Raw genomic sequence first — 12,143 nt, forward strand, 5'->3', positions numbered from 1 at the left:
ATGCCGTTCCTAAAGCTTTGCAATCGACAAGCCGCCATCGGCATTGATCGCCGAGCCCGTCGCAAAAATGAAATCGCCACCGGCAAGTCCGGCCACAATGGCGCCGACATCGCCCGCCTCGCCCCAGCGTTTCATCGGCACCAGACCGGCTTCGATCAGCCCGTCATAACGCTCGGTGACTTTCGCCGTCATATCGGTGCGGATGATGCCGGGACGTACCTCGAACACGCCGATCCGCGCTTCGGCCAGACGCAGCGCAAGCCCCTGCACGAAGGCCGTCAGCCCGGCTTTGCTGATGCAGTAATCAAGCCGCTCCGGCGAAGTCATCACCGACGAAACCGAACTGATCGTCACAATACTGCGCGGGAAACGCACTTCGGTTGCAGCCAGCATGGCCTTCACTACGGCCTGCGTAAAAAACACCGTGCCGCGCAGGTTCACATCGATAATCGTGTCGAAGTTTTCCGGCTTCAGACCCAGAAAATCCCCGCGCTCAACCGAACCCATGCCCGCATTATTGACCAGACAATCGATGCCGCCAAATTCCTTCAGCACCGCGGAGACGGTTGCCTCATGCATTCCAACGGCAGCCAGATCGCTTTCAAAGAAAGCCACTCTTCCACCAAGATCGCGCAATTCATCGATGACGGCCTCATCACGCTCACGGTCGGTAATCGCCAGATCGAACCCCTTGGCAGCGAGCGTGCGGGCAATGCCAAGCCCGATCCCGCGCCGCCCGCCGGTTACCACTGCAACAGGTCTTTGACGGTTCATGCCAGCACCTCCCGGTTAAGACTGTCGGCCACGCGCAAAGCCTGCGCGGCGATGGTCAGCGCCGGATTGACCGCCGCCGATGTCGGCAGGAACGACGCATCGACCACATAGAGATTTGGATGGTCATAAGCGCGGCAATAAGGATCAAGCGGCGCGGTCGCCGGGTCGTTACCGATGCGCACCGTGCCGCATTGATGCGATGGCGTGCGCCGGTCGAAAGCCCGCGACAGCACCACCGGGAAACTTGCCTGCCTGAGCGCGGATTTGAGCTTATCGACCAGCATCAGATGCGCCTTCCAGTTGGAACGCACCCAATGCAGAATGATGCGGTCGCCATCAACTGTCACGCGGCTTTCAGGCGATGGCAGGTCTTCGCTCATCGCGTAAAAATCGATCGTATGACGCGCAACGCGAGTCAGCAGCCATTCCGGCACGCGGGGCATATTGGCTTTCAGGATTTCGCCCGACACGCGGCCAAGCAGTTGCACATTGCCGAGCGGAGGGCCTCCTGCACCGTCCGACAGATAGTAATCATTGAAACCAAAAGTCTTCTGGTGGATGGAATCGTTGCGATAGCGCGGGTCGAAAGCAATCACCGCGCTGGAATTGTGGTTCATGAAATTGCGGCCCACCTGATCGGAACGATTGGCAAGGCCTGAGCGCAGCAGAAGCGCAGCCGACTGCACCGCACCGGCTGAGAGAATAACGAGCTTTGGGCGCAGAATCAGCGTCTCGCCACTCTTCACATAATGAACCGCTGTGATGGTTTTGCCATCCGGTCCGGTTTCCAGCTTCGTTACCCGCGCCGAGGCTTCCAGCCGGACATTCGGATGTTTGAGCGCAAGTGCTAACGGACAGGATTCCGCATCCATCTTGCCGTCATCGCTATTGGGAAATGCATCCCATGGTGTCTTTGCCTTGGCCAACCAGCGATCAATATCAACCCCAAGCGGCAGGGAAGCCGGGTGAAGCCCCGCTTTCTTCAACCGCGCACGCACATCGGCCATTGGTCGTTCGTCACGGATCGCCGGATAGGGATAGGACTTTGAATGTTCCGGTTCGGTCGGATCATCGCCCAGTTCGCCCCGCACCTGAAACAGCTGTTCGGCACGGCTATACCACGGCTCAAGCTCGTCATAGGCAAATGGCCATGCCGGAGATACGCCTTCCAGATGCGCCATCTCGGCAAAATCCTCGCGGCGATAGCGGATCAGCACCGCGCCAAAGAACTTGGAATTACCGCCGACATTGTAATAATTGCCGGGATTAAACGGCGTGCCATCCGTCTCGTACCAGAACTCTTTCGGGCGAAAGAATCCCCGCTGGAAAATGGCGCGCGGGTCGCGGTTTTCCGGCCTGTCCGGCAAGCGCTCTCCTGCCTCAAGAATAAGAATGTCGGCACCTGACGCGGCAAGACCAGCGGCTATGCTCGCGCCGCCGATACCCGATCCGATGATGACGATATCCGGCTGTCCTCCCAAAGCCGCCTCCCTTACTTTGCTTGCGGCATCCACCAGCCGGTGCGCGCACCGATATGCATGTTGAGCGTCTTGGTTTCGGTATAGTCCTCCACCGCATGACGGCCCAGCTCGCGGCCCAGACCCGACTGACGATAACCGCCGAAAGGCAGTTCCGGTGTGCCATCCATGAAGGTGTTCATCCAGACAGTACCTGCCCGCACCTTGCGTCCGATGGTCATGCAGGTATCGAAATCGCGGCTCCAGACGCCTGCCGACAGACCGTAATCGACCGCATTGGCAATGGAGATCGCCTCATCAACCGTATCGAAGGAAAGTACCGACAGAACCGGGCCGAACACTTCGTCGCGCGCCACGGCCATATCCGCCTTCACACCTGCAATGATGGTGGGTCCCATATATTGGCCAAGGCCGAGATCCAGTACATCACCACCGTGGGCAATTGCAGCACCCGCCTTTTTGGCCTGATCGACATAGGTGCTAACCTTTGTCAGATGCTGCGGCGTGATGATCGCGCCAACCTGCGTACTCACATCCAGCGGATCACCAACGATCACCTTTTTCGACAAGTCGGCCACGCGCCCGACAATCTCATCGACAATCGAGCGGTGCACAATCAGCCGCGAACCGGCATTGCAGCACTCGCCCGCATTGAACCATGCGCCAAACACGGCAGCATCGATGAAAGCATCCATATCCGCATCCGGGAACAGGATTTGCGGGTTCTTGCCGCCAAGCTCCAGCGATACTTTTTTCAGCGTTTGCGCAGCATTGGCCATGGTCAGCTTGCCCACACCGGTAGAACCGGTGAACGAAACCATATCAACATCCGGATGCGTACTCATATGCTGGCCGACATCAGCGCCCGTTCCGGTGATGATGTTGACAACACCGTCCGGCACGCCTGCTTCGGCCAGAATTTCGCCGAGTAACAATGTCGATCCGGATGTGAGTTCCGAAGGCTTTACGACTGCCGTACAACCCGCAGCCAGCGCAAATGGCAGCTTTTGGCCCACGATCAGAAACGGGAAATTCCACGGCGTGATGATGGAAACGACACCAATTGCCTCCCGCAGCACAACGCCCAAAGTACCATCGCCCAGCGTATTATAGCTCTCGCCATGCAGATCGCGAGCAAGTGCTGCCGCATAGCGCCAGATATCGACCGACCCTGCTATCTCGCCACGCACCTGAGAAATTGGTTTGCCGGCTTCAATCGCATCGAGATAGGCCAGCTCTTCCGCCCGCGCTTCAATCAGATCGGCGGCTTTCAGCAAAATCAGCGAACGCTGCGATGCGGTTTTAGACGACCAGCGCCCATCGTCAAAAGCCTTGCGCGCAGCCGCAACAGCGCGTTCCACATCGGCCTTGTTGCCGGCCGGATAGCGGCTCACCGTCACTCCATGGCCGGGCGCCACACGTTCAATCGTTTGGCCACTTTCACTGCCCACCCATTTTCCATCGATCAGCATGGAGAATTCGCGGACTTCCAGCCCGGTCAACGGCTGCGGTTTTACGACTACGCTCATCACCATTTTCCTTCAAAATTTGCTTCGCGCTTTTCGGTAAACGAGCGCACGCCTTCTTTCAGATCATCGGTCTTGGCGACAAGGATGGACCCCAGCGTCTCGACTGCCGTGCCACTATCCTCGCCATTGGCGACCGACAGCATCAGTTTGGAAATTTCCAGCGCAGCCGGTCCGCGCTTGGCCACCCGCGCCGCATAGTCCTGCGCCGCCTGCAAGGCTGCACCCGTCTCCACCACAGCATCCACCAGCCCATGCGACAGCGCTTCGTCCGCTGTGAACATTTCACCACCCAGCACCATGCGGCGCACGATCTGCGCACCAAAACGGCGCACAAGACGCTGTGTGCCCGACCAGCCGGGGATCATGCCGAGCGAGGTTTCCGGCAGGCCGATTTTTGCCTGTCGTTCGACAATGCGAATATCGGCGGCGCCTGCCAGTTCCAGCCCGCCGCCCAAAGCATGACCGTTCATCGCGGCGATCAAGGGTACACGCAAAGTCGCCAGACGTTCGAATACACGATGCCCATAGCGCACCCAGGCATGGCCGAATTCCTGCGGTTCCATGCCGCCCCATGCCTTGATGTCACCACCGGCGGAAAAGGCTTTGCCCTCACCGGTCAGGATCGCTACCCGCACGCTGCTGTCCGCTTCCACCTGGTCACAGGCGGCAGACAATTCCTGCAAAAGCTCGATATCAAACGCATTGAGCTTTTCGGGCCGCTTGATCGTCATGACGGCGATGTGGTTCTCGATCGAGATTTCTATCCGTTGGGCCATTTAAGCCTCCAGCTTTCGAGCAGGCTTTTGCGGCAGCGTGAGGCCAATCGGCTCGTCGCGGAACAAGGCTTCATCCATGATTTTAAGCTGATCCGAAACGATCAGCGGAAACTCAGCCTGATCAAGAATATGCGTCTGCAAATCCACACCCGGCGCAATCTCGGTCAGCACAATGCCTTCTGGCGTGAGCTTCAGAACCGCACGTTCGGTGACATAGGTAATGTCCTGTCCCTGTTCGACACCGCGCGGACCGGAGAAGGTGACATGCTCAACCTCATTCACCAGCTTTTTGAGCTTGCCTTCCTTCTCGATCACCAGCTTACCGTCAGCGACCGACAATTTCGCCCCTGCATTGAACATGCCGGAGAAGACAATCTTTTTGGCTCGTGCAGTAATATCGACAAACCCACCTGCTCCCGCCGTCACATGCGGACGGAATGACAGCTTCGACACATTGACTGAGCCGTCGCGTCCGATCTCAAGGAAGGACAAGAGCGAGGCGTCGAAGCCAGCGCCCTGAAAATAGGTGAACTGATAGGGTGACGGCATATAGGCATCAGCATTCGATGCACAGCCAAAGGCAAAATCGAGAAGCGGCACGCCGCCAACAGCACCCTGCTCGATCACCCATGTCACCGCGCCATGCAGGCCCTCTTCCAGCAGAATGCGCGGCACATTGGCGGAAATGCCGAAGCCAAGATTGACCGCACTTCCCGCTTGCAACTCCTGTGCGACACGCCGCGCAATCGCTTTCTGAATATTGAACTCGGCCAAGCGGAATGTATCAAGCGGACGGAAAATCTCGCCGGAAATTGCCGGATCATAAAGCGTCTGTGTGGTCTGCTTCTGATCGGGATCAACCACGATATAATCCACCAGCACGCCCGGCACGCGCACATCATGCGGTTTCAGCGTGTCTTCCTTGGCAATGCGTTTGACCTGCGCAATGACGATACCGCCATTGTTGCACGCAGCCAGCGCCTGATCCAGCCCACCAAGATAAGCACCCTCATGCTCATAGGTGAGATTGCCGCGTTCATCGGCAGTGGTGGCGCGGATGATCGTGACATGCGGCACGATATTGGGGAAATAGAGCCAGTCCTCACCTTCAAAACTGACCTGTTTGACGACGGGCTCTTCGCGCGCCTTATCGTTCATTGCCGATCCCTGACGCTTGGGATCAACGAAGGTATCAAGCCCCACTTTGGTCAGCACGCCGGGACGCTTGGCAGCCGCCTCGCGATGCATGTCGAACAGAATGCCCGACGGGATATTATAGGCCGGAATCTCGTTATTGGTGATCATCTGCCAGATCAGCGGCGGCTCGGCACTCGACGGCCCTGACGGATAGGAACCGCCGATGATCTTTTTCAGAAGCCCTTTTTTGGCGATGTAATCGACACCCTTGATGCCACTCATATCGCCCGCAGCAATCGGGTGCAGTGTGGTGATATTTTGGGGATGACCGGTTTCATCAAACCGTTCACCAATCGCTTTCAGCATCATATCCGGGCAGCCAAGACCGCTCGATGAAGAGACCGAAACGACAGCGTTGTCGGGAATAAGGGCAGCTGCTTCCGCAAAGGAAATATGTTTGCTCATAATTCTCAAAGTCCTGAATGAACGGCGGTAGCCTTGCCGGTCTTTGCGGCCTCAAGCACAGCAAGCCCGGTCGCCAGCGACCAGATGCCGTCCTCCAATGTTGCCGATGGCTGGCCCTTGCCAGCGATGGCATTATGGAAAGCCTGCAAGGCAGTTTCGTAGAGATTTTTCTGATCGAGCGGCAATTCGTGTTCGCCATCCTTGTCACGCAGAATGACGGTCCCGACCGGCTTTTGCGTCATGACATTGCGTGCAATAAGCGAGCCTTCGCTGCCATGTACCTCGAAGCCGGTTTCCGCATATTTGGTGGTGAAAGCATCGTGGAACTGAGCGATGACGCCGGAGGAGAAGCGCAAAACGCCCATCACGCCATCTTCCAGTCCTTCGCCGCTGAGGCCCCCTTGCTGGCTGAAAGCCAAGGCCTCGACTGGGTTTTCACCCAGCACAAAGCGCAATGTATCGGCATCATGCACGGTAATATCGAGGATCACACCGCCGCCCGCGTCAGGGCGTTCAATGCGCCAGCCGTGCAAATGCGGCGGCAGATAAACCGCATGAAAAACCCGCGCGCCCAGCACCTTGCCGATCTTGCCCTTGGCAATGGCATCGTGCATGGCGCGATGGCTTGCAGCATTGCGCAAATGATGGTTGGTGCCAGCCACAACGCCCGCTTCACGCACGGCTTTCAGCATCTGATGCGCGTCGCCAATCGTCAGAGCCAGCGGCTTTTCACAGAGAATATGTTTGTGAGCTTTTGCGGCGGCAATCGCCTGATCGCGATGCAATTCATTGGTGGTGGAGATATAGACTGCGTCGATTTCCGGATCGGACAACAGCGCTTCAAGGCTTGTCACGGAACGGGCAATGCCGTTTTCGCGGGCATAGGTTTCGCCACGCGCAGCATTGGTGCTGTAAACGGAAACGACTTCGCCACCGGTGGCGCGAATGGCTCCGATCACCCATTCTTTTGCAATGGTGCTTGCGCCTATAAGGCCCCACTTTGCCATGCGAATTTCTCCTCATTTTTGAACGGCGCACCACAACTTGCACGCACCGCAAGACGCACCGACAAGCGCTGCGCCTCCGCCTCCACCCGTTCCGAATTGATCTGTTTCAGCAAGAGCTGCGCCGCACGTTCTCCCAAACCTTGCGGATCGACAGATACCGTCGTCAGCGCCGGAACAGCGGTCTTGGCTTCGATCACATCGTCAAAACCAACCACGCCAAAATCCCGGCCCGGCTCCAGATTTGCAGCGCGCAAACCATCGCAGACACCAAAAGCCACGGCATCGTTGAAGCACACCGCAGCGGTCGGTTTCATGCCATGCCGCAGCATCTGTTCCAGCGCTTCCACACCGCCCGCACGTGAAGGTGCTGCGGTAAAGACCAGCGCATCATCAAACAGGATATCCGCCTGCTCAAGCCCCGCACGATAGCCCGCAACTCGTTCAGCAAAAACAGCGGTATCTGCATAGCCGCCCATGAAAGCGATAACGCTGTGCCCCAGAGACACCAAATGCTCGACAGCCTTTGAAACACCACCACGATTGTCCGAAACGATGGATGACACACCCGATCCGGGCACATCACGCACCATCTGCACAACCGGCAGGCCGCTTTTTGCCAATGGTTTCAGATCGTTAGCCTCGGTTCCACGCGCTGGCGAAACGATCAGCCCGGCAATGCCATGTTCACGCATCGAGGCAATCACCTCGCGCTGACGATCAATGCTTTCCGCCGTGTTGGCGAGAAACTGCACATAACCTGCCGACTGCATGACACGATCCACACCTACGGCCAGCTCGGCAAAGAAGCTGTTGGTCAGATCATTGACCACAAGGCCGATGATTTTCGATTTCGCCTGGCGGAGATTGGCAGCCGAACGGTTATAAACATAACCGAGTTTCTCGATTGCCTCCTGCACCTTGGCCCGGGTTTCGGCATGAACAAGCGGACTACCACGCAGCACCAGCGAGACAGTCGATTTCGACACGCCTGCCTCGCGCGCAATATCGATAACGGTGACGCTGTTCTTGCTCATACCCTGCTCCGATTTCGATTGCTGATTTAATTGGAACGTTCCAATACTGTCAAGAGCGGAGGCGGAAGCAGCTATTTTCCTTCGCTTCGCCACAATTGAAAGCCGGTTTCTGGACGCATTTTCTGCGAAAGCGTGTACTTTTTGCCTAAAATCACGCAAATCACATTTCTGCCTTAATTTTTGGCCGGATTGTCATTTGGAACGTTCTAAACTAACAATCAGATATTCAGGCGGAGGAACGATAAGGGTATGAGCAACCATCAAGTGACATTGCCGGATAGCAAGGGAAGCCTGCATTCCTACACGCTGACCGGGACACCAACCTCACGTCCAGCAAACCCGCCGCAGTTCAATCGCATTGCCTATGCAGCAGCGCATGTGGTTTCCGATCCGCTGAAAGATGCCCGTCCATGGAACGACCCGGCAATCGACTGGGACACGACAATGGCTTTCCGGCATCATCTGTGGAGCCTCGGTTTCAAGATCGCGGAAGCGATGGATACGTCACAGCGCGGCATGGGACTGAACTGGGCAGGTGCGCAGGAACTGATCCGCCGTTCGCTGGCAGACAGCAAGACCGTAGCGGGTGCTGATCTCGCGAGCGGTGCAGGCACTGACCACCTTGATCCCGCCGATGCGGAAAGCCTTGATGACGTCATCAAGGCCTATGAAACACAGGCCGGCTTCATCGAGAAACACGGCGGGCGTTTCATCCTGATGGCAAGCCGTGCCCTGGCGCGCATCGCCAGGTCCCCCGACGATTACGCCAAGGTCTATGGCCGAATTCTCGGTCAAGCCCGCGACAAGGTCGTGCTGCACTGGCTGGGCGATATGTTCGACCCGCAGCTTAAAGGCTATTGGGGTTCGGAATATTTCGACGATGCGCTTGATACGGTAATCGACATCATTGGAGCCCATCGCGACAAGGTGGAAGGCATCAAAATCTCGCTGCTGGAGGAGCGCTACGAAATCGCGTTACGCGACCGCCTGCCGGAAGGCGTGCTCTGTTTCACAGGCGATGATTTCAACTATGCGCCGCTGATCGAAGGCGACGGAAACAAGCACAGCCATGCGCTGCTCGGTATCTTTGATGCGGTCGCACCACAGGCGTCCAGCGCGCTTTCAGCACTCGCCGCAGGCGACAATGCCCGCTTCCGCGCCATCATCGAGCCGACCGTGCCGCTATCACGGAAAATCTTTGAAGCACCGACGCAATATTACAAAGCAGGCGTTGTGTTTCTCGCCTGGCTCAATGGACACCAAAGCCATTTCACCATGCCCGCCGGAATGCAGTCGGCGCGTGGCATTTCGCATTACGCCGACATATTCCGTCTTGCCGATCAGGCCAATGTTCTCGACCAGCCAGACCTCGCCATCCGCCGCATGAAACAGCTTCTGGCGATTTACGGCATGGAATGAAAACAGGCGGTGGTCTATTTCTGCGCATATCTTTATCCCGAAACCGGTTTCCACTTTCAGGAGACATGCCTGCACCGCCTGTCTTTAAGAGTATTCAGCGCCAGCCAAGTGCTGGCGCAACATGCTTGAGGATCGACTCGATTACATGCGCGTTGTAGTCGACACCAAGCTGGTTCGGCACCGTGAGAAGCAGCGTATCGGCTTCAGCAATCGCCTCATCCTTTTCGAGTTGCTTGATGAGCTTATCCGGTTCAGCCGCATAAGACCGACCAAAGACCGCCCGCAGATCTTCCTCGATATAGCCGATAGAGTCCTGCTCGTTGCTTCCGCCACCAAAATAGGCCCGGTCGCGATCATCAACCAGCGCGAAGATGCTGCGGCTCACCGAAACACGCGGTGTGCGCGTATGTCCGGCTTCCCTCCAGGCTTCACGATAGGCGCGAATCTGCTTGGCCTGCTGGATATGCAACGGCTCGCCTGACTCGTCCTTCTTCAGGGTCGAGCTTTGCAGATTCATGCCAAGCTTTGCAGCCCAGATAGCTGTCGCATCCGAGGCAGCACCCCACCAGATGCGATCCCGAAGACCTTCCGAATGCGGCTCAATGCGCAGCAGACCGGGAGGGTTCGGAAACATCGGGCGCGGATTTGGCTGGGCGAAGCCCTGCCCCTTCAGCGCTTCGAAGAACACCTCGCCATGCTGGCGCCCCATATCGGCATCGGTCTTGCCCTCTTCCGGCGCATAACCGAAATAACGCCAGCCATCGATCACCTGTTCCGGCGAGCCGCGGCTAATGCCGAGCTGCAGACGGCCCTTGGAGATCAGGTCCGCAGCACTTGCATCTTCAACCATATAGAACGGGTTTTCATACCGCATGTCGATGACGGCCGTGCCGATCTCGATCTTGCTCGTCTTGGCGCCAACTGCTGCAAGCAGCGGAAAAGGCGAAGCAAGCTGGCGCGCAAAATGATGCACACGGAAATAGGCGCCGTCCGCGCCCAGTTCCTCGGCGGCAACAGCAAGGTCAATCGATTGCAGAAGCGCATCGCTTGCGGAACGGGTTCCCGATTGCGGCGATGGCGACCAATGACCGAAGGAAAGAAAGCCGATTTTCTTCATGATGATGTTCCCTGATTGCGGGCAAAAGATAATTGTTATCGCCAAATATGGCGGCGCGCCGCCAGATTGAAAGGGCGCTGAACACAGTGTTCAGCATTTGAACCCCGTCAGAATTCGAGCCGCTTTTTGTTGCGGGCATATCGTGTTCAATCCGGACAGGTTGCCCCACACGTTGACAGTCTATCCGGACCCGATTAAGCCTCAAATCTGGCGGATAAACCTTCAATCTGAGGTTATTGGAGAAAAGGTGTTTGCCGATAAGCAACGCACCAAAACAGGGGAGATTTTCATGCGTTCTATGCTTCTGGCCTTGCTGGCCGCAACGGCCATTGCCACCTCGGCACAGGCAAAAGACGTAACCGTCGCCGTAACCGCCATCGTTGAACATCCGGCCCTCGACGCCGCGCGCGACGGCGTGAAGGATGCGCTGGCCGAAGCGGGCTACAAGGAAGGCGAAAATCTCAAATTCGTCTATCAATCCGCACAGGGCAACCCGGCAACTGCAGCGCAGATCGCCCGCCAGTTCGTCGGCGAAGGCCCGGATGTGATCGTTCCGATCTCCACGCCATCGGCACAGGCTGTCGTTTCGGCAACCCGCGATATTCCGGTCGTGTTCACCGCTGTTTCCGATCCGCTCGGCGCGCAGCTCGTCAAGGACATGACAAAGCCGGGCGGCAACGTGACCGGTCTTTCCGACATGTCGCCAGTGGCAGAGCACATCAAGCTCATCAAGGAAGTGATGCCGAACATCAAGAAGCTCGGTTATCTCTACAATTCCGGTGAAACCAATTCCGTGTCGCTTCTGGCCGCACTGAAGGAAGCAGCTTCCGCCGAAGGCATCGAAATCGTTGAATCGGCTGCCACCAAGTCGGCTGAAGTTCAGGGTGCAGCGCGCGCCCTCGTCGGCCGTGCGGACGCCATGTATGTTCCGACCGACAACACCATCGTTTCGGCTCTGGAAAGCGCCGTCGGCGTTGCTGAAGAAAGCAAGCTGCCGCTCTTCACTGCAGACACGGATTCGGTCAAGCGCGGTGCACTCGCTGCCCTCGGCTTCAACTATTACGATGTCGGCAAGCAGACCGGTGCCGTCGTGGTGAAGATTCTCAAGGGTGAAAAGCCAGGCGATATCGCTGTCGATATCGCCAAGGGAACCGATCTCGTCATCAATCTCGGCGCTGCCAAGAAGATGGGCGTCGAATTCCCGCAGGCTGTTATCGACCGCGCGACCAGCAAGATCGACTGATAGAACTCAAAATCAAGATAAAGAAAGGCGAAGCCTCAAAAGGCTTCGCCTTTTTGCTAGTGGATTGAATTTGACGTTTGATACCCGTCCGATACAAATCACGTTTCAAACGTCAAATTCGAAAAATCCACTAGATTCAAAAAGTTATTAGTGGTGTTTTTGCT

10 protein-coding genes are annotated in these 12,143 nt (G+C 57.0%); 2 read left to right on the forward strand and 8 right to left on the reverse strand.

The window, feature by feature from the left end; all coding sequences use genetic code 11:
• Positions 1 to 9: 9 nt before the first annotated feature.
• The 7 genes from OHI65_RS22000 to OHI65_RS22030 are packed head-to-tail and all read right to left on the reverse strand — an operon-like array spanning position 10 to position 8,200.
• Positions 10 to 774: a 3-ketoacyl-ACP reductase gene (locus OHI65_RS22000; protein WP_125300400.1), complete on the reverse strand. Its 765-nt coding sequence runs from the start codon at positions 772 to 774 to the stop codon at positions 10 to 12.
• Positions 771 to 2,255 carry a GMC oxidoreductase gene (locus OHI65_RS22005; RefSeq protein ID WP_125300401.1) on the reverse strand — a complete coding sequence of 495 codons (1,485 nt, stop codon included), beginning with the start codon at positions 2,253 to 2,255 and terminating at the stop codon, positions 771 to 773. The genes OHI65_RS22000 and OHI65_RS22005 overlap by 4 nt, the downstream gene beginning before the upstream one ends.
• An 11-nt stretch (positions 2,256 to 2,266) precedes the next feature.
• Complete coding sequence (locus tag OHI65_RS22010) at positions 2,267 to 3,787, reverse strand: aldehyde dehydrogenase family protein (protein ID WP_125300402.1); 1,521 nt, start codon at positions 3,785 to 3,787, stop codon at positions 2,267 to 2,269.
• The gene (locus OHI65_RS22015; RefSeq protein WP_012091085.1) at positions 3,781 to 4,557 is read right to left on the reverse strand and encodes an enoyl-CoA hydratase/isomerase family protein; all 777 of its coding nucleotides are present in this window, start codon (positions 4,555 to 4,557) and stop codon (positions 3,781 to 3,783) included. The genes OHI65_RS22010 and OHI65_RS22015 overlap by 7 nt, the downstream gene beginning before the upstream one ends.
• A complete protein-coding gene (locus OHI65_RS22020; protein ID WP_125300403.1) occupies positions 4,558 to 6,159 on the reverse strand; it encodes an acyl CoA:acetate/3-ketoacid CoA transferase in 1,602 nt (533 codons plus the stop codon).
• 5 nt (positions 6,160 to 6,164) lie between these two features.
• Positions 6,165 to 7,166 carry a Gfo/Idh/MocA family protein gene (locus tag OHI65_RS22025; RefSeq protein ID WP_125300404.1) on the reverse strand — a complete coding sequence of 334 codons (1,002 nt, stop codon included), beginning with the start codon at positions 7,164 to 7,166 and terminating at the stop codon, positions 6,165 to 6,167.
• Entirely contained in the window at positions 7,145 to 8,200 is a 1,056-nt protein-coding gene (locus OHI65_RS22030; protein ID WP_125300405.1) for a LacI family DNA-binding transcriptional regulator, read from the reverse strand. Before OHI65_RS22030 ends, OHI65_RS22025 begins: the two co-directional genes overlap by 22 nt.
• Before the next feature lie 249 nt (positions 8,201 to 8,449).
• Here OHI65_RS22030 and OHI65_RS22035 point away from each other — a divergent pair, with 249 nt between their 5' ends.
• Positions 8,450 to 9,619, forward strand: coding sequence for a dihydrodipicolinate synthase family protein (locus OHI65_RS22035; RefSeq protein WP_125300406.1), 1,170 nt, complete (start codon positions 8,450 to 8,452; stop codon positions 9,617 to 9,619).
• A 94-nt stretch (positions 9,620 to 9,713) separates the two neighbouring features.
• On the opposite strand, the gene OHI65_RS22040 is transcribed toward OHI65_RS22035, so the two are convergent.
• The gene (locus tag OHI65_RS22040) at positions 9,714 to 10,736 is read right to left on the reverse strand and encodes an LLM class flavin-dependent oxidoreductase (RefSeq protein WP_264358808.1); all 1,023 of its coding nucleotides are present in this window, start codon (positions 10,734 to 10,736) and stop codon (positions 9,714 to 9,716) included.
• A 289-nt stretch (positions 10,737 to 11,025) separates the two neighbouring features.
• Between OHI65_RS22040 and OHI65_RS22045 the strand changes: the two genes are divergently transcribed.
• Positions 11,026 to 11,979: an ABC transporter substrate-binding protein gene (locus OHI65_RS22045; RefSeq protein WP_010657637.1), complete on the forward strand. Its 954-nt coding sequence runs from the start codon at positions 11,026 to 11,028 to the stop codon at positions 11,977 to 11,979.
• Positions 11,980 to 12,143: the final 164 nt, after the last annotated feature.

The sequence above is a fragment of the Brucella sp. MAB-22 genome (assembly GCF_025908475.1).
Taxonomy (GTDB): domain Bacteria; phylum Pseudomonadota; class Alphaproteobacteria; order Rhizobiales; family Rhizobiaceae; genus Brucella; species Brucella anthropi.

Bases quoted from the DNA above. Each gene is read 5' to 3' on its own strand.
- OHI65_RS22000 (WP_125300400.1), bottom strand. From the start codon at position 774: ATGAACCGTCAAAGACCTGTTGCAGTGGTAACCGGCGGGCGGCGCGGG.
- OHI65_RS22010 (WP_125300402.1), bottom strand. From the start codon at position 3,787: ATGGTGATGAGCGTAGTCGTAAAACCGCAGCCGTTGACCGGGCTGGAA.
- OHI65_RS22015 (WP_012091085.1), bottom strand. From the start codon at position 4,557: ATGGCCCAACGGATAGAAATCTCGATCGAGAACCACATCGCCGTCATG.
- OHI65_RS22020 (WP_125300403.1), bottom strand. From the start codon at position 6,159: ATGAGCAAACATATTTCCTTTGCGGAAGCAGCTGCCCTTATTCCCGAC.
- OHI65_RS22025 (WP_125300404.1), bottom strand. From the start codon at position 7,166: ATGGCAAAGTGGGGCCTTATAGGCGCAAGCACCATTGCAAAAGAATGG.
- OHI65_RS22030 (WP_125300405.1), bottom strand. From the start codon at position 8,200: ATGAGCAAGAACAGCGTCACCGTTATCGATATTGCGCGCGAGGCAGGC.
- OHI65_RS22035 (WP_125300406.1), top strand. From the start codon at position 8,450: ATGAGCAACCATCAAGTGACATTGCCGGATAGCAAGGGAAGCCTGCAT.
- OHI65_RS22040 (WP_264358808.1), bottom strand. From the start codon at position 10,736: ATGAAGAAAATCGGCTTTCTTTCCTTCGGTCATTGGTCGCCATCGCCG.
- OHI65_RS22045 (WP_010657637.1), top strand. From the start codon at position 11,026: ATGCGTTCTATGCTTCTGGCCTTGCTGGCCGCAACGGCCATTGCCACC.